Raw genomic sequence first — 26462 nt, 5'->3', positions numbered from 1 at the left:
GCTACTCTTCTCCTAGATACGCTTTAATCACTCGCGGATCATTCTGTACTTCTGCAGGCAGGCCTGAAGCAATAGGTCTACCGTACTCCATCACCATCACACGATCTGAAATACCCATTACTAGACTCATATCGTGCTCAATAAGCAGTACAGCCACGTTGTACTTACTGCGCAAATCATTGATCAACACTTGTAGATCACGTTTTTCTTGCGGGTTAAGGCCGGCTGCGGGCTCATCCAACAACAAAATACGTGGATCCGTGATCATGCAACGCGCAATTTCTAAGCGTCGTTGCAAACCATACGCCAAATTTCCCGCCTCACGGTTCGCGAACTCACGCAGATCTAAGTAATCCAACCAGTGCGCCGCACGCTCTAGGGCTTGTTCCTCGGAGTGTCTATGCTTAGGTAGCTTCAGCAAACCGCCCAGTAAACCCGTGTAAATACGAGTATGCTGCGCCACCATCAAGTTTTCCAATACGGTCAGGTTCTTAAACAGACGTACGTTTTGGAACGTGCGCACAATACCTTTGCGCGCCACCATATGACTAGGCAAACCTTGAATGGACTCACCATCGAGACGAATATTGCCTTCGCTAGGCTTATAGAAACCACTAATGCAGTTAAAAACCGTCGTTTTACCTGCACCATTAGGCCCAATAATCGCAAATACTTCTTGAGGTTCTAGGTCGAACTTCACACCGTCTACGGCCAACAAGCCACCAAAACGCATGCGCAAACCGTCTACTTCTAAAATCTTTTTAGTTTGTGTCATGGTTTTAGCTCCACATGTGGACGTTTAGCTGGCAACAATCCTTGTGGACGCCAAATCATCATCAACACCATCACCAAACCAAATACCAGCATTCGATACTCTGCAAACTGGCGAGCAAACTCAGGCAATACCGTTAACAGTATGGCTGCCAAAATTACCCCTATTTGCGAACCCATACCACCCAATACCACAATAGCTAGAATCAGCGCTGACTCAATAAAGGTAAAGGACTCTGGATTCACAATCCCTTGGCGTGCCGCAAAGAATGCCCCGCCAAAGCCAGCAAACGTCGCACCAATAGTAAAAGCGGACAACTTGATGCCTGTAGGGTTTAAGCCCAAGGAACGGCAGGCGATTTCATCTTCGCGTAATGCTTCCCATGCCCTACCTATAGGCATACGCAACAGGCGGTTAGAGACGAAGAAAGTAATCAACGCCAACACCAAAGCCAGAATATACAAGTAGGTAGTCATGTCTTGGTTATTGAAGGCCCAGCCCACCAGTTCGTGGAAGCTGGTTTCACCTTCAGGCGCACGACGCACCATAGGGTAACCAAACACAGTAGGCTTAGGAATACCAGAAATACCGTCAGGCCCGCCAGTGAAATCATATAGGTTGATCAATAGCAGGCGGATGATCTCACCAAACCCTAAGGTCACAATCGCCAGGTAATCGCCGCGCAAACGCAAGACAGGGAAACCTAGTAAATAACCAAAGATACCTGCCATCACACCTGAAAATGGTAGCGCCCACCAGAAGCCTAGACCCAGCCAGTGGTACATCAATGCGTAGGTATAAGCCCCCACAGCATAAAAACCCACAAAGCCCAGATCCAGCAGGCCAGCGTAGCCCACCACGATATTCAACCCCAATGCCAACATCACATAGATCAGCACCAAAGTAGCAATATCAATCTGCGATCGCCCTGAAAAGAAAGGCCATACTACAGCCAGAATAATTAAGGCACCAATCAATACTTGTCGTGTCCGGTCTCCCATAGCGGGGATCTTGAACGACGCCCCGCTTTTGGACAGTTTGCCTGCCAGCATGGGACGCAACAATTGCACGATGAACACAGCCGCCATGCCATAGAAAATCAATGGCCACTCAGGCTGAACCGTTGTGTTCATTCCTGAGCGTAGAATTTGAAAACCAAAGATTGGGGCGACAATCACGCCTGCAATAAATGCGGCGAACAATGCGTGTTTAATTCGACTTGCCATTAAACTTTTTCCACTTCTGGTTTACCAAGCAGGCCTGTAGGACGGAACAGCAGAATCAGCACAAGCAAGCTGAACGCCACAATGTCCTTGTACTGCGATGAGATATAAGCAGCGGCAAATGTCTCTGCTAGCCCTAGCAGAACGCCACCCAGCATAGCGCCAGGAATGCTACCAATACCACCCAACACAGCAGCGGTAAACGCCTTGATACCGGCGATAAACCCAATATAGGGATTCAACTTACCAATGGCCAATGCAATCAATACCCCACCTACGGCGGCAAGCATGGCCCCAATCACAAACGTGAAAGAGATCACCTTGTTGGTATCAATACCCAGCAGATTGGCCATGCGTAAATCTTGAGAACAAGCTCGCGATGCACGGCCCATACGGGAATATTTGATGTAAAAACTCAGCGCAACCATCAAAACCACCGTCACTACAATGATCAAGATACGTGAGTACGCCGCCGTCACCGTGAAGTCGTCCCCCATGGGAATCTGTACGGCACCGGTTACCAGTGCAGGCACAGCCATATCACGCGCGCCTTGGCCCAAAGCCACCCAGTTCTGCAAGAAAATAGACATACCAATTGCAGAAATCAAAGGCACTAAACGTGGACTGCCCCGTAATGGCGCGTAAGCGACTTTCTCTACCGCAAAACCATAAGCGGCCGTAATGGCTACCGCTACCAAGATCATGATCAGCACGATCAGGAGCACAGGTAAGCCAGAGTTCATACCGATAATAGATAACGTCACCAACCCTGCATAGGCACCGATCATATAGATCTCACCATGAGCAAAGTTGATCATTCCGATGATGCCGTAAACCATGGTATAGCCGATGGCAATCAACGCGTAAATAGCACCCAGCGACAGCCCGTTAAACAGCTGCTGAATTAATTGTGGTAATAAATCAGACATTGAATTTGGGATTCCGAATAAAGCTTTGGCAGGGATTGTAACCCGTAGCTAGATGCTTATTCTGTCTGGCGTCAGTAAATTTGCGACGCCAGACCTAATTAACCTTTAATTGACCTCAGAGAAACCGCTCTCTTTGTCCCATTTGTAAACTGAAAACTCAAAATGTTTGAGATCCCCCTTATCGTCATAAGCTACGTTGCCAATGGCGGTTTCGAAGTTGTTCTCGTGCATGTGATCAGCACCTTTAGCAGCATCGTCTCCTACTGCTGTTAAGGTATCTGCAATGATCTGTACAGCGGCATAAGCTGGGAAGGTAAATGCACCATCTGGACTGCGTCCATAGGTCTTAAACTCTTCCATGACCTGCTTGTTACTGTCCATTTTGGCGAAGTCAGCCGGCAAGGTTACCAGTAAACCATCCACCGCGTCACCCGCAATGGCTACCAAATCTTGGTTTGCCACACCCTCTGGGCCCATAAACTGAGTGGTTACGCCCTGTTCACGTGCTTGACGTAGTAATAACCCTAACTCAGCGTGATACCCACCAAAATAGATTAAATCGGGGTTCATGCTACGCAATTTGGTGATGACCGCTGAGTAGTCTGTATCCCCTACGTTAATACCTTCGTAAAAAACAATGTTTGCACCGCCCTTGGTTAGCGCATCTCGCACTTGATTGGCCACACCAGAACCGTAGGTCTGTTTATCGTGCAAAATAGCGATGCTGGCTGGCTTGAGTTGTTCCAGGATATAGGCCGCAGCAAATGGGCCTTGCTGATCGTCTCTACCAATAGTACGGAAGAAATAATGCGGTTTGATGGTATCGGTCACAGCAGGTGAAGTTGCCCCTGGCGTGATGGCGACAATCCCTTCTTGCTCATAAATATTCACTGCGGGGACAGCCGTACCAGAGCAAGCATGCGCAACAGCGAAGTTTGCACCAGCCGTCATCACTCGGTTTGCAGAGGCAACGGCCTGCTTGGGTTCGCAAGCATCATCAATCAGTACAGCTTCTAATTGGCGGTTATTTACACCGCCCTTGGCATTAATAGCATCAATAGCGGTTAACGCCCCTGCCTGAATTTGATCTCCGTATTGAGTAGAGGGCCCTGTCATGGGCTGCACAATACCAATTTTGATGGTGTCGTCGGCGGCGTACGCCACACTCCATCCTGCCCCCATCGCCACTGCCAGACTAAAACCTAAAGCTGTTAATTTCATTGCTACCACTCCCGAGTGAGCCGCTGCTTTCAGAAAATACGCTTAATTGCCACGGACATGATTTGTAGAAACAAAGTGAACAAAGTTCATGTATTTTCTACATCCCACTAGGGAGTGTCACTACGTAAAAGCCCTAGCGACAGAGCAGATTTAACGCTTTTTTACTTATCCTTTGGTCTAGCAAGGTTCCACATTAATGCTCTAAATGGAGCAAGCATGAAGGTGTTTAATAGAATTTTTATTGCGAAATCACCTAGCATTAATGTGTGCCAAGGCATATCGGTCCCAGCAAAAGCGATACCAAAGAAAACAAAAGTATCGACTGCTGCACCGGCAATCCCACCAACAAAAGGCGCTTGCCACCACTTGCCATCACGCAACCTATCAAACACATGTATATCGGCCAACTGTGCAATCAGAAACGCCAAACCCGAAGCTATTGCAATGCGAGGTGTTGCCAACCACGCTGACACCAATAAGGCTGCAATAAAGCCCCACAGCGCCACTTTACGTGCTGTGATAGGGCCAAAACGTCTATTTAGTAGGTCCGAGACCAGAAAAGACACTGGATAGGTTAACGCTCCCCATGTCAGCCAGGGGTTGATGGGGTACTGCACCAATACATTAGAGGCCACCACGATGATGATCATCGCAATAATGGCCACCCCATAATGTATAGGTCGGACCGCCTCAAGACGACCCGTTTCACCTACTGCTTTCATGCAAATTCCACAGACAACTCTGCCGCTCGACGTTTGGCGGCTGCCATCGCCGTTTTAACGGTAGTCTCAAAATTCTCAGCAAACAACACATCTAACGCTGCAGCGGTTGTACCCCCTTGCGACGTCACACGTTTACGCAGGGTTTCGGGCGTTTCTGGAGACAAACTCGCTAACTGTGTCGCACCGTTCAATGTAGCCAGAGCGAGTTTTCTGGCTTGCTCAGGCGATAACCCCAGCTCTGTGCCACCAGCAATTAATGCCTCTAAGAACAAGAACACGTAAGCAGGGCCACTACCAGACAATGCGGTGACCGCATCTATCTGATCATCATTATCTACCCACACCACTTCACCTACTGTGCCCAACAACTGATTAGCGATGTTTTTATCACGCTCAGGGACAGCTGGTAATGCTAACAAGCCAGTTGCACCACAACCAATGAAGGCAGGCGTATTGGGCATACAGCGAATTACGCGGTCGTAAGGCGTGTCATCCCCTAACCAACGCGCAATATCTGTGGCCGCAATGCCGGCTGCCACACTAATGATCAAGGTGTCAGGCTGCAAGAAAGGCTTGCACTGCAGTACGACCTCTTTCATCACTTGAGGCTTCACGGCAAACACCCACACACGATGATGGCGCAGTTGCTCTTGAGCATGTGGTTGCGTCAAGACGCCTTGCTCAGCCCATTTATCGCGTAATTCTGCATGGGGTTCTACCACCAACACATCCGATGCGGCACATCGTTTACCGATTAATCCTGCTGACAATGCAGAAGCCATGTTGCCCCCGCCAATAAATGCCAACGTCATTTGGTAAGCCTCATTCACCATCTATGTAACTCCTAGAATATCTTTCTTATTACTGCGCTCCAAGACGCGCACTCAACACTGTAGCAGAGGCCTTGCCCACATAAAAGAAGGCGGCTTATCGCCGCCCTCTTTTAGGAACTACCTATACGTTAATTATTTACCGTACAGTGTTTTGGAACCGTCTTTGTGCCATACGTACACATCAAATTTGAACTCGTTCAAATCGCCTTGCTCGTTCCAGGAAATCATGCCAATTGGCGTTTTGATTTCGTTAGCATGCAAGAACTCGGCTACTTTGACTGGATCGTCTACACCTGCACCAGCAATACCGTCAGCAATGGCTTTAGTCGCTGCATACGATGTCATTTGGAACGCACCGGCTGCATCGCGACCTTTGGCTTCAAAGGCTTTAACGATTTCGGCGTTTTCGGCATCTTGAGTAAAGTCAGCCGGCAATGTCAGCAGCATGCCTTCAACGGCTTCACCAGCAATGGCGTTGATGTCTGGGTTACCAGAACCCTCAGGGCCCATCACAGTCACTTTCAGACCTTGCTCTGCACCTTGACGCAGCAACAAGCCCATTTCTGGGTGGTAGCCACCGTAGTAAATGAAGTCAGCACCTGTAGATTTCAGCTTAGTGATTACAGCGGAGTAGTCGGTGTCACCGGCGTTAATACCTTCGAACATCACGATTTCGTAGCCAGCATCTTTCAAACCATCACGTACGGCTGTCGCAATACCTTGGCCGTAGGATTGTTTGTCGTGCAGCACAGCCACTTTAGTTGGCTTGATGTTCGCAGCGATAAAGGCAGCAGCGGCAGGGCCTTGCTGGTCATCGCGACCGATAGTACGGAAAATACTGTCGTAGCCTTTGCCATCAGTCACAGCAGGCGCTGTAGCAGATGGGCTAACCATCACGATGCCTTCGCTGTTGTAGATGTCGGTAGCAGCAATCGTTGCACCGGAACATACGTGGCCAACAACGTAGTTAATACCATCATTGATCACACGGTTCGCTACCACTGGACCTTGTTTAGGTTCACAGCCATCATCGATGACGACCAGTTCCAGTTGCTTACCCAATACGCCACCGCCAGCATTGATTTGTTCGATAGCGGTATTCACCCCTTCACGAACCATATCGCCATACTGAGTTACGGGGCCTGTGGTTGGACCTGCTACGGCAATTTTGATGCTATCTGCATGAGCGGTTGTAGCCAGCATCATGCCGGTAGCCAATGCCAGAGCACTGGCAACAGGGGTAAAACGGATTTTCATAAATGTGATCTCCTGATAAATGACATGACTGCCTGCCCTAACCGGCGCAGGCAGTCACCCACTATAAGAGCCTGATGACTCAAGCCCTTACCTCATAGTACTTATTGTAAGAGGCTGCGCAGCATCCACGCATTTTTCTCGTGCACATCCAAACGCTGCGTTAACAAATCAGCGGTAGGCTGATCGTCTGCGGCATCGGCACAATCAAATGCTTGTCTGGCTGTACGTGATAACGCCTCGTTAGCAGACAATAGCATAGCAATCATTTGCTGTGCATCTGGCACGCCTTTAGGTTCTGCAATAGAACTGAGTGCTGCAAACTGAGCGTACGTACCTGGAGCATAGTGCCCCAATGCGCGCATACGTTCAGCAATCGCATCCAGCGCCTGCCATGTTTCGGTGTATTGACCCATGAACATTTCATGCAATGTGTTGAACATAGGGCCTGTGACGTTCCAATGAAAATTGTGCGTCATCAGGTACACCGTGTAGGAATCAGCCAATACCTTAGATAGCTCCTCGGCGATACGGGCACGGTCAGCATCACTAATGCCGATGTTAACAGCCAGAATACCTGGCGCCGCCTTGACTGTTTTTGGGGCTACCGTTTTAGGTGCAGCCTTTTTAGTTGCAACTTTTTTACTTGCCACTTTTTTCACAGCTTTTACCGCTTTAGCCATACATCGCTCCTTGAGGTTGGACTAAATAGAACCTACGAACCTTGTATTTCAAGTCAAACAGTTTACTGTAATCCGTCAAGATTACTGTAAATAACGCTTTTATCTAACAAAAAATTAACATTTTCCAAGCCGCAATTCATGATGGCTTTAGTTAATGCGTTAATCGCTTCGGTACGGGGAAAGCTTTTACGCCAGATTAAGGCAATACGTCTATCTGGAGCGGGGTTGGTGAAAGGAATGTAGCGCAGCAAAGCACCTTCTTGGCCAGGCGCTGCTAGCGCACTAGATGGCATTACCGTTACGCCTATACCTGTAGCCACCATATGGCGGATAGTCTCTAACGATGAGCCTTCAAAGGTGCGCTGTATGCCTTCGCTACTTGCTGAAAAGCGTGATAGCTCGGGGCATACGCCCAAGACCTGATCTCTAAAACAATGCCCCGCCCCCAAAAGCAGCATGGTTTCGCTTTTTAACGCCTCAGGGTCAATCGCTTCTTTATCCGCCCAAGCATGGGTGCTGGGTACAGCCACCACAAAGGGCTCGTCGTACAGATCACGCACCATGAAGCCTGTGTCAGGAATAGGCAAAGCCACAATAGCGCAGTCCACTTCGCCCTGCTTAAGCAGCTCAATTAATTTCACGGTGAAATTTTCTTGCAGCAACAACGGCATTTGTGGTGTTTGGCGTATTTGTTCCGGCACAAGTTTGGGTAATAGATACGGCGCTACCGTATAAATAATACCCACGCGCAATGGCCCTGCTAACGGATCATTACCTTGACGTGCAATTTCTTGCACCTTGGCGCCCTCTTCCAATACGCGCTGAGCCTGCTCAATAATACGCAACCCTATGGGAGTGATACCTATTTCAGGCCCACCTCGCTCGAAGATCACGATGCCCAGCTCTTCCTCTAGCTTTTTAATGGCTACCGATAAGGTAGGCTGGCTTACAAAACAAGCTTCTGCCGCCCGGCCAAAGTGGCGTTCTCGCGCAACCGCCACAATGTATTTCAACTCAGTCAGTGTCATGTTCAGCCCTTAGATAGCGTATCCCAACAGTTATATCAGGTACGCAAAAATTCTTCACGTCCTTTGAGCCAGCGCTGTACATGCGCATGAGCATGCTCAGGATAGTGTTCTCGCAACAAAACAGCACATTCCTGCGCTTGCTCAATCATATACTCATCACTATCTAAACTGGCAAAACGCAATAATGCCTGCCCAGACTGGCGCACCCCTAGAAACTCGCCAGGGCCTCGCAATGACAAATCACGACGCGCAATTTCAAAACCGTCGGTGCTCTCGTACATTGCCTTCAAACGCTCACGAGCAATGGCCGACAGCGGCTGTTGATACAGCAACACGCATACCGCTTGGTGTGAGCCTCGCCCTACTCGCCCACGCAACTGGTGTAGCTGCGCCAACCCAAATCGTTCGGCATGCTCTATCACCATCAAATTAGCGTTAGGCACATCCACGCCTACTTCAATAACCGTGGTAGCCACCAACACCTGCACCTCACCCGCACGGAACGCTTCCATAATGTGGGCTTTCTCTTGGGTGGGCAACTTGCCGTGCAACAACCCTACTTTTACGCCAGGTAACTGTTCAGCCAGATGCTGGTAGGTGTCTACAGCAGTTTGCAGTTGCAGAGCTTCACTTTCTTCTACCAAAGGGCATACCCAGTACACCTGCCTACCCTCTTGGATTTGCGCATAAATATGCGCGATCACCTCTTCGCGTCTATGCTCAGATAAGAGCTTAGTGATTACGGGTGTACGCCCTGCCGGTAGTTCATCAATCACTGAGACATCTAGATCAGCAAGAAAACTCATGGCCAAGGTGCGTGGTATGGGGGTGGCACTCATATTCAGTTGATGAGGAATGGTACGAGCCTGTTGTTCACCTTGCTCACCTTTGCGACTTAAGCTCAACCGTTGACCCACGCCAAACCTATGCTGTTCATCCAAGATCACCAGCCCTAGCTTATGAAATTCTACGCCTTCTTGGATTAACGCCTGTGTACCCACCACCAAGGCACAACTACCACTCAATACGCCCGCTAATACAGGCGCACGTTGCTTAGCCGTTTGGCTGCCACTTAACCAGCCTACCTCTATACCTAGTGGTTCAAACCACTGCTGCATTTTCTGGTAGTGCTGTTCAGCTAATAATTCGGTAGGCGCCATCAACGCCACTTGGTAACCACTTTCAATGGCTTGCGCCGCCGCCATGGCGGCCACCACGGTTTTGCCACTCCCCACATCCCCTTGTAAGAGACGATGCATAGGGTGTGAGAAGCTTAAGTCCTCGGCTATTTCAGCCACCACACGCTCTTGCGCATTGGTTAAATGAAACCCCAATCGCTCACGTAAGCGTTTCTCCAATTGACCCTTTTTCTTTTTTAACGGCCACGATTTCTGTTTACGTCGCGCTGCCCTGGCCGCAGCCAAGCTCAATTGCTGAGCCAACAGCTCATCAAACTTAATACGTTGCCAGGCTGGGTGCGTTTTCTGCATCAACGCATAAGCATCCACATCACGCGGAGGGTGATGCAGCAAACGCAAAGACTGGGCGAAATCAGGCAGCTCAAATTGCTCGCGCAGCACCTCTGGCAACGTGTCTTTTAACGGTAAGCGCTCTAAGGCTTGGTTAATACGATTCAGTATTTGCTGTTGACGTAATCCGTCACTGGCGGGATACACCGGCGTCAAGGTATCAGACAAACCCTGATCAGGACGCGTCACCTTAGGGTGTACTAGCTCTAACCCATGAAAGCCACGGCGCACTTCGCCACGCACACGTACACGTTGGCCTTCTGCCAATTGTTTAAGTTGTGAGGGATAAAAATGCAGCCAGCGTAATGTAATTCTGCCGCTCTCGTCTTGCAAAATCACTTGCAGCTGTTTACGTGGGCGCTGGGTAATAATTTGTTCAACCACCTCGCCTTCGAATTGCTGAGCTAGGCCAGATCTGGCGTCTGCAATGGCGTGAACAGCGGTTTCATCTTCGTAGCGCAACGGTAGATGCACGACGAAATCGGCATCGGTTTCCAAGCCCAGTTGGCTGAATTTTCGTGCCAGTGTGGTTGCCGCGGCATCTGCGCGGCCCTTGCTGGGCCGTGAGGATGATGCAGATGCCATAGCGATTAGAGAACCAGAATGGCCTCTACTTCAACCTGAGCACCTTTAGGCAGGCTTGCCACACCCAGCGTAGAACGTGCTGGAAAAGGCTGAGGAATCACATCAGCCATGATGGCGTTCACAGTAGCGAACTTGCTCAGGTCTGTTAGATATAGCGTTAATTTGGCAATATTTTCCAGCGTACCGCCCGCCTCTTTAATGACAGCTTCCATGTTGTCAAAACACTGACGTGCTTGCGCTTCAAAGTTGTCAGAAACCAATTCGCCAGTCGTTGGGCTCAGACCAATCTGGCCTGACAGATAAACTGTTTTGCTGCCTTGTACCGCTACGGCTTGAGAATAAGGGCCTACTGCTGCAGGTGCAGCACTTGTCTGGATAATATCTTTAATCATGGGTACGTTATATAAATGCTGAAAACCGCACCATTCTAATCGTGCCGCAAAAGGCTACACAAGCCCTTTGCGCACAAACGTAGTCTGTTATTTCTCTACAAACGCACGTTCAATTACGTAATCGCCAGGCTGACCTACCCCTGGAGAAACTTTGAACCCACGTGCATCCAGCATATTGCTTAGGTCTTCCAGCATGGCTGGGCTACCGCACAACATGACGCGATCTTTCTCAGGATCCAAGGCGTCTATACCTAAATCAGTGAAGATTTTGCCAGATTCAATGACCGAGGTAATACGGCCTTCGTTGCGGTACGGTTCACGCGTAACTGTTGGGTAGTACAACAGTTTTTCGCGAATCAACTCACCGAAGAACTCATTGTTTGGCAATTCTTTTTCAATGAAATCAGCATACGCCAACTCACTGACAAAACGTACACCATGCACCAAGATCACTTTCTCGAAACGTTCGTATGTATCGGGATCTTTGATGATGCTCATGAACGGAGCCAAACCGGTGCCTGTGCCCAACAAATACAAATTGCGGCCATCTCGCAGGTCATCTACAACCAAGGTACCAACGGGTTTGCGGCTAACCAGAATGGAGTCACCCACTTGCAAGTGCTGCAACCTAGAGGTCAACGGACCATTTTGTACTTTAATGCTCAGAAACTCGAGGTTTTCTTCATAGTTCGCACTAGCGATACTGTAAGCACGCATCAGTGGCTTACCTTCTACTTCCAAACCAATCATGACAAAGTGTCCGTTGGTAAAACGTAGGGCCTGATCGCGCGTTGTAGTGAATGAAAAAAGCGTGTCATTCCAGTGATGCACGCTCAGGACTTTTTCAGTATTAAAAGCAGCCATGTATCAGTTTCAGAGTATGTAAGGAATCTGCCAGCCTCAGCAGGACAGGATAAAGTGATTTACCGCATCAGTTTAGCGCGTTTTATAGTGTAAATCCTGATATCCTTATGCAAAACTGGGTTTACCCATGATCGCAGATATGTGCGTACGGCCTACTGATCTGCATCAAAAGCCACACACTTCCCTGCTCTACCTACTGTATGGTTCGTGAAGTTTTCATCAATTAATTCATATATATACGTCATTTGTTGTGAGTCTTAGCGCAGTCTGTTAAGGTGCAATCGCAGCAATCAATAATGATTGTTATTTCGATGAAAATTCCTCACTCAGGTAGGAGCCCCACTATGCGTTTTGCACGTAATCGTCTCTCCATTTTGGCTGGTCTAGTTTTTAGCAGCATGGCTGTCAACGCGTATGCCGCTGAAGAAGTGAATCTTTACACCACACGTGAACCACAATTAATACTGCCTATACTTGAAGCTTTCACTAACGAAAGCAATATCAAGGTCAACACCGTGTTTGTGAAAGATGGCCTAATTGAACGCGTACGCACTGAGGGCGACAAATCCCCTGCTGACCTGCTCATGACCGTCGATATTGGCAACCTACTTGATCTGGTAGAGGCTGGCGTGACTCAACCCGTAGAGTCCTCTACATTGCAAACCGCTATTCCTGAGAACCTACGTGGTACAGACAACCAATGGTTCACCTTGTCTTTACGTGATCGTGTCGCTTACGTTGCTAAAGACATGGAAGACATCACCTCGTTGACTTACGAGGATTTCGCCAACCCAGAGTTCAAAGGCAAAGTCTGCATTCGCTCTGGTCAACACCCCTACAACACCGCATTAATCGCGGCCAAAATCGCACACGACGGTGTAGAAGCTACTGAAACATGGCTACAAGGCGTAAAACAGAACCTCGCACGTAAAGCTGCTGGTGGTGACCGCGATGTCGCGCGCGACATTTTGGGTGGTATTTGCGACGTAGGGATTGCGAACGCGTACTACGTAGGCCGCATGAAAAATGCCGCACCTGGCACTGATGACTACGCTTGGGGTGAAGCCATTAAGGTCATTCGTCCTACCTTCGCCAACTCTGACAGTAGCGGTACACACGTTAATATCTCTGGCGCTGCCGTTGCCAAGCACTCTCCCAACAAAGACAATGCAGTAAAGTTATTGGAATATCTGGTTTCTGACTCTGCCCAAAGCTTGTATGCCAAAGCAAACTACGAATACCCTGTGAAAGCTGGCGTAGAGCTTGACCCCGTGGTGGCGAGTTTTGGTGAACTAGTGATAGACCCACTGCCACTGACCGAAATTGCGAAACACCGCAAAGAGGCTAGTGAACTGGTAGATAAAGTTGGCTTCAACAACTAAAACAACAAAGCTTAAGTACACTCAACAGGCTATCGCTGCTGGCCAGCGGCCTGTTGAGGCTCGCTCCTCACTACCTATGTTTTTCCAAAAGAACAGTTGGCTGCTGGTTTCCCTTCTAATTGCCCTGATTGTGATTGCTCCCGTGGGCATGCTGTTCTGGGAATCCTTTGGTGCCGTTGATCACTGGGTACACTTGATTGACTACGTGCTACCCGGCGCCTTTCTTAATACTGTATTGCTGTTAGCGGGCGTTGCCGTGCTAGCAGGTTGCTTAGGTGTAGGAGCCGCATGGCTGATTACCGCCTACGAGTTTCCTGGCCGACGCATTGTGTCGTGGGCGCTCTTACTGCCACTGGCCGTTCCTACCTATATAGTCGCCTTTGCTTACTTAGACTTACTGCACCCTATAGGCCCTGTTCAAGGCTTTATTCGCGACATCCTCGGCTACACCAGCCCTAGGCAATTCCGTTTACCCGATTTGCGTTCACTGCCCGGTGCCATCTTCTTGCTAGGCTTTGTGCTCTACCCGTATGTGTATTTGAGCACTCGTGCCATGTTTGCCACCCAGGCCGCTAGTTTGATTGAAGCCGCCCGCATTTTGGGTGAAAGCCGTAGATCTGTATTTTTCCGTGTCGCACTGCCTATGGCGAGACCAGCCATTGCCGTAGGCCTAAGCCTAACGTTGTTGGAAACCTTAAACGACATAGGCGCATCTGAGTTCCTAGGCATACAAACGCTGACGGTTTCCATTTACTCTACATGGGTCACACGCTCTAACTTGGCTGGTGCCGCACAAATTGCCCTGACGATGTTGGTCATGGTGGTAAGCCTGATTTGGATTGAACGCTTAGGTCGTCGCCATCAGCGCTATAGCAGCAATCAACGCTCACATCCAGTACGCCCCCAAGCCCTTAAAGGTGTATCTGCACTCATTGCATGCTCCTTAACCTGGACACCTATTGTGATTGGCTTTGTAGCGCCAGCGTTATACCTTATCAATGCCAGCGTTAAATATTTGAATTTGAATGGCACAGTATCCGCCCAATTACTCAGCAGCGCATGGAATACCTTGAGCTTGGCGCTGATTGCCACCATCGTCACTTTAGTGGCTGGGCTAGTCTTGGCATGGTCTGCACGAGGAAACCATCACCAACAAGGGGGACGCGCATTGCCTACTATGCTGGCGGGTATAGCATCTATAGGGTATGCCATTCCAGGTACAGTATTAGCCATTGGCTTACTTGGCCCGTTGGTCTTTGTAGATGGTGTGCTGAATCGTATTGGTCAGTTATGGGATGCACCCCAACAACTGATTTTGATGGGCTCCATGGGGGCTCTCATCATTGCATACAGCATACGTTTTTTAGCGATTTCAGCGGGTAGTTTACAGGCCGGTTTATCTCGCATCCCACCATCCTTAGAACAAGCCTCTAGACTATTAGGCGAAAGCGCAAGCGGCACCTTACGACGCGTGCATTTACCATTATTGCGACCAGCCGTAGGCGCTGCCGCGTTGCTTGTGTTCGTGGATGCCATGAAAGAGCTACCCGCAACCCTCTTGCTACGCCCCATGAATTTTGACACGCTGGCCACATGGCTCTATGCCGAAGCGGCTCGCGGCACCTATGAAGAAGGTGCAATTGCCGCACTGGCCATTGTAGTAGCAGGGTTGCTGCCTGTTATTTTGCTTGCTCGTACACAATTCAAAAATCACTAAATCACTATGACTGCTTTTCTGCGTTTAGAACATTTGTCTATTAGTTACCCTGCACCCGAGGGTAGAAAAACAGTAGTTGATGATTTAGGTTTGTCGCTAAACCAGGGTCATATAGGCTGTTTGCTAGGTTCTTCAGGCTGCGGTAAGACCACCGTGTTACGTAGCATCGCTGGCTTTGAACCTTTGCAACAGGGCAGCATACACTTGGGGGCAATCACACTGTCCACACCCGAACAGGTGGTGCTACCTGAGCACCGCAATGTAGGCATGATGTTTCAGGACTACGCCCTATTTCCTCACCTAACAGTCGCTCAGAATATTGCATTTGGGCTGCGCAAATCTGAGAAAACGTACCGACGTCAACGTGTAGAGGAAATGTTGGAATTAGTGGATTTAGCCAGTCATGCCAAGCGGTATCCACACGAACTCTCTGGTGGGCAACAACAACGCATCGCGCTAGCACGCGCACTAGCGCCTGAACCAGCCCTACTCCTACTGGATGAACCCTTCTCTAATCTGGATATAGATACGCGTGAACGCTTGGCCTTTGAGGTGCGTGACATTCTAAAAACAGCAGGCTTAACTGCACTATTGGTCACTCACAACCAAGCCGAAGCGTTTGCCATTGCTGATCGCATAGGCGTTATGCACGAAGGCCGCATTGCCCAATGGGATACGGCCTATAACCTGCATCACAACCCTGCCAATAGCTTTGTGTCGGAATTCATTCGTCGCGAAGCACTGCTACACCAACGCGCTCAAGCCTTTTTACGTGGTAGCCCGTCAGACGAGTAAACCTGCATCGCTATCAGTGGGTAAAGCCTTCTGGTAGCGACGCTAACCATGCTGCCACTTTGGCACGCTCCTCGCCTTGCAAGCTATGCAACGGTAATGGTAAGCACGGTGTTTGCACGAGTCCGAGTAACTCTGCAACAGCCGCCACCACACGCACACTACCGTGCTGCTTAAATAACGCCCACAATGGTTGCATCGCAGCGGATAATGCCTCGCCATCAGCGCTAGGCTGCTTAGCTTCTGCTAGCAAACGCATGCACAATTGCGGTAGCAAACCACCTAATACTGAATACCAGCCATCACAGCCTGCTTGCAGCCCTAAGCTTGCCGCATGGTCACCACTCACACCCAAACTACACGTTGCAGGCAAATGCGCCTTCAGCGCACGCACACGTGCGCGAGCCTCATCCAAGCTGCCAGTCAGCGCAGGAATTTTGATAGAGGCTACCTGCGGCAACGCTGCTAACGCCACCAACAGCTCATCACTAAAATGAAACTGCGTGGTGGCCGGGTTATCGTACACACACAATGGCACCGACAACTCACGCGTGACCATTTCAAACAAACCATACACCTCATCAGGCTGCAGTTTCTGATACGACACTGGTGCCATCAATACAGCTTTTGCCCCAGCGCGCTGGGCATCTTCCGCAAGCGTTAACACATCACGAGTGCGTACCGAACCAATACCAGCCATAACAGGTATAGAGGAAGCATGAGCCACAGCGTGCTTGATCACCATTGCTCGCTCGTCCCGGTTCAGATAGGCATAACTGCCCGTAGAGCCTAATACCGTAATCATGCTGACTTGAGCCTGCACTTGGCGCTGCATTAGGCGCTCAAAGCTAGGCACATCAATAGCACTGTCATTCATCAACGGGGTTAAGGGAAATGAAATTAGCCCAGTAAACATCGGCCTCACTCCTGCTGTAAAGAAAAAAGCCCCTGCCATACAGACAGGGGCTGTGCAGTCTTAACTACGCTTTATAGGCTGTAGTACATGTCGAACTCAACCGGGTGTGGCGTCATACGCAGCCTATTCACTTCGGCTTGTTTCAACTCAATGTAGGCATCCAGCATGTCGTTGCTGAATACACCGCCACGCGTCAAGAACTCTCTATCGTTATCCAGTGCTTCCAACGCTTGTTCCAACGAGCTGCACACGGTTGGGATTTTTGCATCCTCTTCCGGTGGCAAATCGTACAAGTTTTTATCCGCTGCATCACCAGGATGAATGCGGTTCTGAATACCGTCTAGACCAGCCATCAACATGGCAGAGAATGCCAAGTATGGGTTGGCCATAGGATCAGGGAAACGTACCTCTACACGGCGTGCTTTAGGGCTGCTCACGTAAGGAATACGGATAGACGCTGAACGGTTACGTGCCGAGTAGGCCAACTTCACAGGCGCTTCGTAATGAGGTACCAAGCGTTTGTAGGAGTTGGTAGTAGGGTTAGTAATCGCATTCAGTGCACGAGCGTGTTTGATAATACCGCCAATGTAGAACAAGGCCATATCGGACAAACCCCCGTAACCATTCCCTGCAAACAAGTTCTGGCCATCTTTCCAGATAGATTGGTGTACGTGCATACCCGAACCGTTATCGCCCAAAATAGGCTTAGGCATAAAGGTAGCAGTTTTACCGTACACGTGAGCCACGTTCATGATGGTGTACTTCATGATCTGGTTCCAGTCGGCGCGCTGCACCAGCGTGGAGAAACGTGTACCAATTTCCAACTGACCGCCGCCACCCACTTCGTGGTGGTGCACTTCAACAGGAACGCCTTGCTGCTCCATCAGTACGCACATCTCTGAACGCAGATCTTGGAAGCTATCAACGGGTGGTACGGGTGCGTAGCCGCCTTTAACACGCAGACGATGACCTAAGTTATGGCCATTCAGAGCCGCCGAGGTTGACCATGGTGCGTGTTCCGCGCCAATTTCAACCATACAGCCGTACATGCGGTCGTCCCAACGAATATTGTCGAAAACGAAAAACTCTGGCTCAGGACCAAAGTAAGCGGTATCGCCCAAGCCACTGGCTTTCAAGTAAATTTCGGCACGTTTGGCCAACGAACGAGGGTCACGATCGTAACCATTCAAATCGGTAGGTTCTGCTACATCGCACGTCACAATAAGCGTGCTTTCTTCGCGGAATGGATCTAGGCGGGCAGAACTTGCGTCTGGCAGCAACAGCATGTCGGAGCATTCCACTCCTTTCCATCCAGGCAAAGACGATGCATCGAACGCTACCCCCCCTTCTATGCGCTCTTCATCAAAGCTGTGCGCTGGCACAGTCAGGTGGTGTTCACGGCCCAGCGTATCCGTGAAACGGCAGTCGACGAAGGCAACATTACGTTCCGCAATGAGTTTGACCAGCTCTTCGGGGGTAGACATTATGACTCCAGAATAAGGCTAAAAAGCAGAGATAAAGGCCACCTTACAGCACGCCCGTGCTGCAAAGGGCCTGGTTTATTGTAATTCAAGGGCTAGACAGCCGCTAAAAAAACCTGCAACAACAACAGGAAAACAACTACTGATCGTGTAAAAATTCCGCTTGCAGATCATTTAGGAAACGCCAGCCCATTTCTGATGCACGAATACGCAGTGGATCGTCAGCCAATAAGCCCTTATCACGGCAACGGCGCAACGTTGACAGCACATAGCTTAAAGGCTGCCCGGTATGCTCTTCGTAGAGCCCCACAGGCACGCCCTGCTTCAACCGTAACGCGTTTAACATGAACTCAAACGGCACATCATGAAAGGCTACGCTCACATCCTCGGCCAAGTGACTACCATCGCGTTTTTCAGCAGCCTCCATCCACGATTGCGGGTTTCGCAATACCGCGCGGCGTACGATTCTATCGGGAAACGATAATTTACTGTGTGCACCTGGACCTATACCCAAATAGTCACCGAACTCCCAATAGTTCATGTTGTGTCTACTGCGTCGACCCGGTTTGCTGTAGGCGGAGATCTCGTATTGTTCAAAACCGTGCTCTTGCACCGTTTGAATCATCGCATCCTGCATCACAGCACTTTGGTCTTCATCAGGCAGCGCAGGCGGATACTTAGCAAACACCGTATTAGGCTCTAGCGTTAGGTGATAGAGCGACAAATGCTCCGTACCAAAACTCAACGCTTGCTGTACATCGTGAATAGCAAGCTCTGGTGTCTGGCCCGGTAAAGCAAACATCACATCTAAGTTCACGCGCTCTACCGCTTGCTGTGCCATCTCAATAGCGAGCCTAGCCTGATGGCCATCGTGAATACGGCCCAAGGCTTTCAATGCATTGTCATCAAAACTTTGAATGCCTAACGAGATACGGTTTACACCGCTTTGCGCATACGACTTAAAACGTGAGGCCTCAGCCGTACCAGGGTTAGCTTCAAGCGTAATTTCCGCATCCGGCAACAGAGGTAAATAGGCCCGGATCATCGACAACATAGCGTCTACCGTCTGCTCTGACAGCAAACTAGGTGTACCACCACCAATAAATACAGAAATCAGCTGACGCCCCCAGATTAAGGGCAACGACTGCTCAAGATCCGCACGCAGCGCCGACAAATACTGCTCTTCTGGCAACGTTTGCGGCGCTTTGTGAGAGTTGAAATCACAGTACGGGCACTTACGTACGCACCATGGCACATGTATATACAAGGCAAGTGGTGGCAGTGTGCTAAATCTGAACTCATCCGCTTTGCGTGGTTGTACGCGCTGCAAAGGCTGAATGGAGATCATTAACAGGTCCATCCTTCATGCTGTAAGCGCTGTAGCAACTGCTTCAAAGCAATAGCACGGTGGCTCACACTATTCTTTTCTGCTGAGCTTAATTGCGCCGCAGTTTTGCCCAGGTCAGGCAGGAAAAAATGCGGGTCGTAACCAAAGCCGTTTTCGCCTTGAGGCTGATCCACGATTTTGCCTTCCCAAAACCCTTCACAAATAATGGGACAGGGGTCTTCCGCATGGCGTACAAACACTAGCAAGGCCACATAGCGTGCATCGCGTTGACTCACACCCTGCAGTTTCGAAACCAAATGCGCATTGTTAGCCGCATCGGATTTTTCACCACCAGCCATACTGGCAAAACGCGCCGAATACACGCCCGGCGCGCCATCCAAAGCACGTACGGACAAGCCTGAATCATCCGCCAGCGCAGGCAAGCCTGTGATGGCACTGGCGTGCCTAGCTTTAGCCAAGGCATTTTCTACAAAGGTATGAAACGGCTCAGCGGCTTCGGGAACACCTAACTCGCCCTGCGCAATCATCTGCAGCCCAACAGGCTCCAGCATCGCAGAAAATTCACGCAACTTACCCGCATTGTTGGATGCTAGTACGACTTTCTGTAGTGCCATGTTTACCCTACCCGCTTATGCACGCTCTACCGCTGCACGTTGTGCACGGTGTAATTGTTGAATACCTGCTTGTGCGCTGTCTAACAACGCATTTAATTCTTGACGGCTAAAAGTATTGCCTTCGGCTGTACCTTGAATCTCTACCAGTTGGTCAGCATCGGTCATCACGACGTTCACGTCGGCATCACAACCAGAGTCTTCCACATAATCTAAATCCAGCAGTAAGCTATCGCCCAACTTGCCTACCGAGACAGCAGCCACTTGGCCTGTTAACGCTTGCTCTAGGCCCACACGCTTTAATGCAATCGCCAACGCCACCCAAGCGCCAGTGATGCTCGCACAACGTGTGCCGCCATCCGCTTGCAGTACGTCGCAATCCAAATTCACGGAACGCTCGCCCAACGCCTTAAGATCCACCACGGCACGCAAGCTGCGGCCAATCAAACGTTGAATTTCCTGTGTACGACCGCTTTGTTTACCTCGAGCGGCCTCCCTGTCCATACGTGTGTGCGTAGAACGTGGCAACATGCCGTATTCAGCCGTCACCCAACCCTGTTCTTTCCCTTTCAGAAAACCAGGCACTTTGTCCGCGACGCTGGCTGTACACAACACATGGGTATCGCCCGCTTTAATCAGTACTGAACCCTCAGCGTGTTTGCTGAAATTCACTTCAAACTCTATGCTGCGCAATGCATCATGCGCGCGCGCGGCATGACGTTCATAATTCTGCAAACCTGGCAACTTGATTCTCCTACTGATTTGGACGACTTCGCCCGAAGTCGCTATTAGAACAGGCTACAATACTCTAATTCAAGCTCACACACGGTACCTTATCCTATGATCAGCAGTATGACCGCTTTTGGCAGCGCACGCGCCGAGTCAGAACTAGGCAGTATCACCATTGATCTGCGCAGCGTCAACAACCGCTACCTAGACCTGAATCTACGTATTCCCGAAGAGTTACGCTTTGTGGAGTCACAGGTACGTGAGCGCCTTAACGAATCCCTACAGCGCGGAAAAATTGAACTACGCCTGTCTTTCCATAAAAACCTGCTAGTTCAGAAAAGCCGCCTAGACCCAGCTTACCTAGAAAAACTAGCCGCTGAACTGGAGTTGGCGCGCCGTTTTATTCCCGACACCCCTGCCCCAAAACTGCAAGAGTTGATGCAGTCGCAGCAGCAAGAACAAACTCAAGAAAAAGCCGAACAATGGCAAGCAACGTGTTTAGAAGCTTTAGGGCAAGCCCTGCAAGACTTCCAAGCAGCGCGTTTGCGTGAAGGTGAACGCTTAGCCAAAGAGATGCTGAGCATTGCTGCAGACATACAGCGCATTGTCGACGACGTTGAACAGCACATTCCACAAATGCTGCAAGACCAGCAAAACAAGATCAGCGATCGCCTACGTGAAAGCTTAAGCCTTGCTAATCCAGATGGCTTTAGCCATATCTCTGGTGAAGAGTTATCGGCTCGGATTGCACAAGAAGCCTCGTTGTTTTCCTTGCGCTCAGACGTTGCTGAGGAATTGACTCGTCTACGCTCGCACCTGAAAGAACTGCAACATATTCTGCAGGGCAAAGACACAGGCAACAAACGCCAGCGTAAAGGTAGCAGCGGTAAACGTTTGGATTTTCTGTTCCAAGAAATGAATCGCGAAGCTAATACGCTGGGTTCTAAGGCTGGTTCGTTGAATGTGACTGAAGCAGCGATTGATTTGAAGCTGCTGATTGAGCAGATGCGTGAACAGGCGCAGAATATTGAATGACCTCAATCGGCATCCATAAAGTTCAACAAACCCAATAAATACAAGCACTTCAAGATTCCACCCACTCCACAGAACTCAACAGTTACCCACCACTATCAACACTACACTGGTGGGTACATTGGTGGGTATACTAGGGTTTTTCCATGTAGTAGTGGTGGGTACTTTTGGAGTGTTTTATGGCCAGCCTTACCAGCAAAACTGTTAGTGCAAAAATCAAGGGGGCGCCTGGCCGCTATGCCGATGGTGGAGGCCTTTATCTCGTAGTCCCTAAAGCAGGACGCTCATACTGGATGCTGCGCTTCACATCCAACGGAAAGCGTAAAGAAATGACGCTAGGCAAAGTGGATGACCTATCCCTTGCCGATGCCAGAACAGAAGCTGCACTAAAAATGAAGCAGCACCGTGAAGGCCTTGATCCACTTATAGAGAAAAAAAGAGCCATATACGGCCCTATGGATACCGTAGATGATCTATTTACTGACTGGCATGAAGGCAACATAAAACGCCTTAAACACCATCAGATCCCCTTTCGGGTTTACACCAAAGACATCGCCCCCGTGATAGGTCAAATGCAACCGACAGCCGTCACAGGACGAGACATTAGACAAATTCTGCGGAACATAGCAGAAAGCAATAGACCCACTATTGCTAACGATGCCCTACTCTATTGCAAGCAACTGTTTAACCATGCTATTAAGTTGGATATCCTCACCCACAACCCTGCCAGTGCTTTTGATATAGCGGATGCCGGTGGCGTAGAAAACAGCAGAGACAGAGCCTTAACACTTGAAGAGCTCTCTTTTGTATTTAAAAAGTTCAGAGAAGAGATAGATAGCTTCACTCGTGACAACTACTTAGCTTGTGCTCTTTTGGTGCTGCTGGGTGTACGCAAAGGCGAGTTAACCGAAGCACCATGGAGTGAATTCGATCTAGCTGCAAAAGTTTGGTACTTGCCTAGCGAACGTAGCAAATCAGGTGTAGCCATTGATATCCCCTTACCCGATCTGGCTCTTGAGTGGCTACATGAACTCAAAATTCGTGCCTTTGGCTCTCCTTATGTCTTTCCTAACAGAAGGCTCAGCAAAGCACCCCATATGGGTAAAGACACTCTAAACCGAGCAATAGCCAAATTGTTTGGCAAAGAGTCAGGTAAAGCGGTACAGCCTGAGAACAAGATGGGAGATCTTGAGTACTTTACCGTGCACGACTTACGCCGTACGTGCAGAAGCTTATTAGCTGCTATAGGTGTACCCAGTCATGTAGCAGAGCGATGTCTGAACCATAAGCTTAAAGGTGTGGAGGGCATTTATAACCGGCATGATTATTTTGATGAGCGATGCGAAGCTTTGGAACAACTTGCAGGGGCGCTTAAACACCTAACATGATAGCTTTTTTTCAACCAATGCCAGTCCCAGGCACCACTCAAAAGTCGTAAGTCACCCATGGCGCATCAATGGTTAAGGACTACTGCAGGATAGGCTAACCGCCGGTAAACTATACGTATAGTTTGTGAAACCAGGAAATTTAGATCATTTTGAGGGTTATGTAAGGCTATGAGTGAACAAAAAGAAAAGGGCTATCCCTTCCATATGGACACTTACTTGAGCGACCTTAGCCCCCCTTGGGTTGAGCACTGCACATCCGTTAGCAAAAAACTGGGGGCTGCTTTTTTGTGTGAAGCGACTGAGAAACAACTTACAGCGCTACAGGCCAGTAAGACACGGACTATTTTTAAACTAATGGGAAAGATTCAACACAAGGCGAAAAAGACTTTAAAATCATGCTGACTGACTTTAAAAAAGAAGCGCTTGCGATAAAAGCCAAGAATAAAACACGTCTGGACACCAGTTTGTGATTGATGCCTTAAGAGCAGCCCCCCCTCCAACCCATGAACTACAGCGCTCAATGAAGGAAAGGACGAACTTGCTACTGACCAACGTATTGCAGCAATCAGAAAGAGGAAAAAAATGGGAAAGAAAATTCTTACTATTGGATTTGAACTTGCTTCGTCAGAAGTAGAGTCTGCGAATTTTCAATCAAAAGTGTCTTTATTGGATTGGGATATTATATTATTTAGACCAGATATTTTTGAACTAATTTCTCATAATGATTTTTTTCAAGGAAAGCCCAGCCTGAATGATAGCCGTTCTTTCCGCCTTAAGGAGTGCTGTGAACATTGGCGACGAGAATTAAAACAAGCTTACGACACTGGTAAGACAGTAATTATTTATCTTCCTCCTGTGACGGAAGTATATGTTGATACTGGTAAGCGGAGCTACTCTGGAACAGGTCGTAATCAAAAGACGACTACACACGTTGAGCTTTATAGTAACTACGAGGCTATACCTGCTTCTTTGACCCCTGTACATACATCAGGAAACGCTATGAAGCTGGTAGATCGTGGCTCCGAAGTTTTGGCTAGTTATTGGCATGATTTTGAAGAGCTCTCAACATATCAGGTCCTTCTTACTCATGACAAAGTCCCAGGTTGTCTTGTAACCCGATCTGGCGGAAAGTGTGTCGGTGCTCTTTATCGAAATAAGACATCGGGGGGAACTCTTTTATGCCTACCTGATATAGACTTCTTTGAGGATGACTTCTGGGACGATGAAGGAGATGAGTTGGCTTGGTCTAAATCCGGCCAACAGTTTTCTAAAAGCTTTATCACTTCAATTGTCAGGTTAGATAAGGCACTGCGGAGTGCCCTTGAAATAACACCAGAGCCTGCATGGGCAAGCGAAAAAAAGTTTATGCTTGCCTCTGAAGAAAATTTAAAAATTCAATTGCTTGCCGCAGAAAAACAGGTGGAAAAAGCACAAAAAAGAAAGGAAGTGATAGCTGAATCTCTTAAGTCTGCAGGAGCGTTGAGATCCCTACTGTATGAAAAAGGCAAGGCTTTGGAAGCAGCAATTATTGATGCACTGCGAATCCTTGGCTTTGAAGCTGAACCTTTTAAGAATTCTGAATCAGAATTTGATGTCGTGTTTGAATGTGAGGAGGGACGGTTGATTGGAGAAGCTGAAGGTAAGGACAGTAAGGCTGTGAATATTGATAAGTTACGACAACTTTCTATGAATATTCACGAAGACTTACAGCGAGAAGAAGTAACCTCACCTGCCAAGCCGGTGTTGTTTGGTAATGGCTTCAGACTCCAACAGTTGGTCGATCGAGGGGATCCTTTTACCGAAAAGTGCCATAACGCCGCAGATACTGCTTCTACTGCTTTAGTCTTTACACCTGATTTATTCCCGCCAGTGCAGTATCTAGTATCTACCCAAGATGCTAGATACGCGACTGCTTGCAGGAAAGCCATTTTGCTCTCTAATGGACGGGTGACGTTTCCGGCTGTATCTACGAGTAGTGATACCACTGGAGTTGAGGTTAAGTTAGCAGATTAATTGGTGTCAATCTGACATAACCCTAGGCTCGCAGCATAGTACGTTTTCGTTAAGCGCAAGCTTTTCGGCTGGCACCTACTGTCGATTCAGGCCGTGATTGTGGCACCACTCATTTTAATAAGCCTTAGCGACATGATTATTGGCTGTATGTAATACACAACAATATTTGATATTAAAACACTGGGCATTCGTATTTGGCAGAAGTTGCGCCTGGCTGCATACTTATACATCTCATCTAGAAACTATTACACATTAGTAGATGGCCGCTTTCGACATCAGAGCCTTCAGTGGAGTATTTGCATGCTTCGTATTATGAAATACCCATATGCCAAGTGGAACAATATATGGGCATGTTATTCATAGCAGTCCAAAGCCTGGGTTCCCAAACCGACTGTGTGTTTGAGATTTTCAGATTTGAAGATAAGCCGTCATATACAGCTTTGGTTATCCAGGTTGGAAAATCACTGCTTAGTGTATTAAGTTTCGCTGCATAGTTTGCTGCACTGCCGACCCACACAAGATCATTATCACCTCGCACACCAGTTCGAACGGCACGTAAATCGCTGCTGTCGATGCCTACAGTGTGCTTTATGGAGAGATCGGTTGTTGTGTAAATTTCTTTCATGCAAGGTTCTATAATATTTGTTATCGCCCACCGAAGCCTTAGTGCAGCACGTACCGCCCGATCATGCTTGTTATTACCAATGAAGATCGCCATAATGCGATCACCATCGTAAGCCGTAATATCACCGCTTTCAGCCTTTATGATCTTCGCAGCACAGTGTAAAAACGCTTTGTATATTTCGGCGCTAAATTCCCATTTTTTTTTGTCCACCATATTAGTTGATCCGTCGAGGTCTGCATAGAACACAACAGCTTGCTCCAACAACGTTGCCTTATTCCCAAGCCCAACGTCACTTGGTGTTGGCACGACTCGTCCGGTCGTCTCTGTCCATCCACTCCTAAAAACCAATCCAACCTCATTGGTCAAATCATCCTTAAGTGCCATCGTACCCTC

24 protein-coding genes are annotated in these 26462 nt (G+C 48.9%); 6 read left to right on the top strand and 18 right to left on the bottom strand.

The genetic code is table 11. The features are described from left to right. Window position 1: 1 nt before the first annotated feature. The 12 genes from livG to ACLPHM_RS03275 all read right to left on the bottom strand — a co-directional run bounded on the left by livG (window position 2) and on the right by ACLPHM_RS03275 (window position 12035). Window positions 2-775, bottom strand: coding sequence for a high-affinity branched-chain amino acid ABC transporter ATP-binding protein LivG (livG, locus tag ACLPHM_RS03330; RefSeq protein WP_430219855.1), 774 nt, complete (start codon window positions 773-775; stop codon window positions 2-4). Beyond that, window positions 772-1998, bottom strand: coding sequence for a high-affinity branched-chain amino acid ABC transporter permease LivM (locus tag ACLPHM_RS03325; protein WP_430219854.1), 1227 nt, complete (start codon window positions 1996-1998; stop codon window positions 772-774). Before ACLPHM_RS03325 ends, livG begins: the two co-directional genes overlap by 4 nt. Further along, window positions 1998-2924, bottom strand: coding sequence for a high-affinity branched-chain amino acid ABC transporter permease LivH (gene livH, locus ACLPHM_RS03320; RefSeq protein ID WP_135861610.1), 927 nt, complete (start codon window positions 2922-2924; stop codon window positions 1998-2000). Before livH ends, ACLPHM_RS03325 begins: the two co-directional genes overlap by 1 nt. A gap of 105 nt (window positions 2925-3029) precedes the next feature. Next, window positions 3030-4145: a high-affinity branched-chain amino acid ABC transporter substrate-binding protein gene (locus ACLPHM_RS03315; RefSeq protein WP_430219853.1), complete on the bottom strand. Its 1116-nt coding sequence runs from the start codon at window positions 4143-4145 to the stop codon at window positions 3030-3032. A 161-nt stretch (window positions 4146-4306) separates the two neighbouring features. Next, complete coding sequence (locus tag ACLPHM_RS03310; protein WP_430220741.1) at window positions 4307-4795, bottom strand: VUT family protein; 489 nt, start codon at window positions 4793-4795, stop codon at window positions 4307-4309. A gap of 68 nt (window positions 4796-4863) precedes the next feature. Next, a complete protein-coding gene (gene proC / locus ACLPHM_RS03305) occupies window positions 4864-5700 on the bottom strand; it encodes a pyrroline-5-carboxylate reductase (protein WP_430219852.1) in 837 nt (278 codons plus the stop codon). 132 nt (window positions 5701-5832) lie between these two features. Further along, window positions 5833-6957: a high-affinity branched-chain amino acid ABC transporter substrate-binding protein gene (locus ACLPHM_RS03300; RefSeq protein WP_430219851.1), complete on the bottom strand. Its 1125-nt coding sequence runs from the start codon at window positions 6955-6957 to the stop codon at window positions 5833-5835. 101 nt (window positions 6958-7058) lie between these two features. Further along, a complete protein-coding gene (locus ACLPHM_RS03295; RefSeq protein WP_430219850.1) occupies window positions 7059-7637 on the bottom strand; it encodes a Dps family protein in 579 nt (192 codons plus the stop codon). A gap of 62 nt (window positions 7638-7699) precedes the next feature. After that, a complete protein-coding gene (locus ACLPHM_RS03290) occupies window positions 7700-8665 on the bottom strand; it encodes a LysR substrate-binding domain-containing protein (protein WP_430219849.1) in 966 nt (321 codons plus the stop codon). 35 nt (window positions 8666-8700) lie between these two features. Beyond that, window positions 8701-10779: an ATP-dependent DNA helicase RecG gene (gene recG / locus ACLPHM_RS03285; protein ID WP_430219848.1), complete on the bottom strand. Its 2079-nt coding sequence runs from the start codon at window positions 10777-10779 to the stop codon at window positions 8701-8703. A gap of 5 nt (window positions 10780-10784) precedes the next feature. Then, entirely contained in the window at window positions 10785-11171 is a 387-nt protein-coding gene (locus ACLPHM_RS03280) for a Rid family detoxifying hydrolase (RefSeq protein WP_430219847.1), read from the bottom strand. An 87-nt stretch (window positions 11172-11258) separates the two neighbouring features. Beyond that, window positions 11259-12035: a ferredoxin--NADP reductase gene (locus ACLPHM_RS03275; RefSeq protein ID WP_430219846.1), complete on the bottom strand. Its 777-nt coding sequence runs from the start codon at window positions 12033-12035 to the stop codon at window positions 11259-11261. 344 nt (window positions 12036-12379) lie between these two features. Between ACLPHM_RS03275 and ACLPHM_RS03270 the strand changes: the two genes are divergently transcribed. The 3 genes from ACLPHM_RS03270 (at window position 12380) to ACLPHM_RS03260 (ending at window position 15929) form a co-directional block, all read left to right on the top strand. Beyond that, a complete protein-coding gene (locus tag ACLPHM_RS03270) occupies window positions 12380-13417 on the top strand; it encodes a Fe(3+) ABC transporter substrate-binding protein (RefSeq protein WP_430219845.1) in 1038 nt (345 codons plus the stop codon). Window positions 13418-13493: 76 nt separating this feature from the next. Next, window positions 13494-15134 (top strand): ABC transporter permease, encoded by a 1641-nt coding sequence (locus tag ACLPHM_RS03265; RefSeq protein ID WP_430219844.1) that lies wholly within the window; start codon window positions 13494-13496, stop codon window positions 15132-15134. A 6-nt stretch (window positions 15135-15140) separates the two neighbouring features. Further along, complete coding sequence (locus ACLPHM_RS03260) at window positions 15141-15929, top strand: ABC transporter ATP-binding protein (RefSeq protein WP_430219843.1); 789 nt, start codon at window positions 15141-15143, stop codon at window positions 15927-15929. 13 nt (window positions 15930-15942) lie between these two features. Here the strand turns inward: ACLPHM_RS03260 and ACLPHM_RS03255 are convergent, their stop codons facing one another. The 5 genes from ACLPHM_RS03255 to rph all read right to left on the bottom strand — a co-directional run bounded on the left by ACLPHM_RS03255 (window position 15943) and on the right by rph (window position 21017). Beyond that, window positions 15943-16842, bottom strand: coding sequence for a dihydrodipicolinate synthase family protein (locus tag ACLPHM_RS03255; protein WP_430219842.1), 900 nt, complete (start codon window positions 16840-16842; stop codon window positions 15943-15945). A gap of 71 nt (window positions 16843-16913) precedes the next feature. After that, entirely contained in the window at window positions 16914-18326 is a 1413-nt protein-coding gene (gene glnA, locus ACLPHM_RS03250) for a type I glutamate--ammonia ligase (protein WP_430219841.1), read from the bottom strand. A gap of 136 nt (window positions 18327-18462) precedes the next feature. Continuing rightward, window positions 18463-19671: a radical SAM family heme chaperone HemW gene (gene hemW / locus ACLPHM_RS03245; protein ID WP_430219840.1), complete on the bottom strand. Its 1209-nt coding sequence runs from the start codon at window positions 19669-19671 to the stop codon at window positions 18463-18465. Further along, the gene (rdgB, locus tag ACLPHM_RS03240) at window positions 19671-20285 is read right to left on the bottom strand and encodes an RdgB/HAM1 family non-canonical purine NTP pyrophosphatase (RefSeq protein ID WP_430219839.1); all 615 of its coding nucleotides are present in this window, start codon (window positions 20283-20285) and stop codon (window positions 19671-19673) included. Before rdgB ends, hemW begins: the two co-directional genes overlap by 1 nt. 15 nt (window positions 20286-20300) lie before the next feature. Beyond that, entirely contained in the window at window positions 20301-21017 is a 717-nt protein-coding gene (gene rph, locus ACLPHM_RS03235) for a ribonuclease PH (protein WP_430219838.1), read from the bottom strand. A gap of 105 nt (window positions 21018-21122) precedes the next feature. Here rph and ACLPHM_RS03230 point away from each other — a divergent pair, with 105 nt between their 5' ends. The 3 genes from ACLPHM_RS03230 (at window position 21123) to ACLPHM_RS03220 (ending at window position 25444) form a co-directional block, all read left to right on the top strand. Continuing rightward, window positions 21123-22046: a YicC/YloC family endoribonuclease gene (locus tag ACLPHM_RS03230; RefSeq protein ID WP_430219837.1), complete on the top strand. Its 924-nt coding sequence runs from the start codon at window positions 21123-21125 to the stop codon at window positions 22044-22046. A gap of 176 nt (window positions 22047-22222) precedes the next feature. Beyond that, complete coding sequence (locus ACLPHM_RS03225; protein WP_430219836.1) at window positions 22223-23431, top strand: tyrosine-type recombinase/integrase; 1209 nt, start codon at window positions 22223-22225, stop codon at window positions 23429-23431. Window positions 23432-24013: 582 nt separating this feature from the next. Further along, a complete protein-coding gene (locus ACLPHM_RS03220) occupies window positions 24014-25444 on the top strand; it encodes a hypothetical protein (RefSeq protein WP_430219835.1) in 1431 nt (476 codons plus the stop codon). A 310-nt stretch (window positions 25445-25754) separates the two neighbouring features. Here ACLPHM_RS03220 and ACLPHM_RS03215 read toward each other — a convergent pair whose 3' ends face one another. Then, window positions 25755-26453, bottom strand: coding sequence for an adenylate/guanylate cyclase domain-containing protein (locus ACLPHM_RS03215; protein ID WP_430219834.1), 699 nt, complete (start codon window positions 26451-26453; stop codon window positions 25755-25757). Between the last annotated feature and the right edge of the window lie 9 nt (window positions 26454-26462).

The sequence above is a fragment of the Paenalcaligenes sp. Me131 genome (assembly GCF_050487225.1).
Classification (GTDB): domain Bacteria; phylum Pseudomonadota; class Gammaproteobacteria; order Burkholderiales; family Burkholderiaceae_B; genus Paenalcaligenes.
Note: the sequence above shows the minus strand (reverse complement) of the source record. Positions and strands in the feature narration are given on the sequence as shown.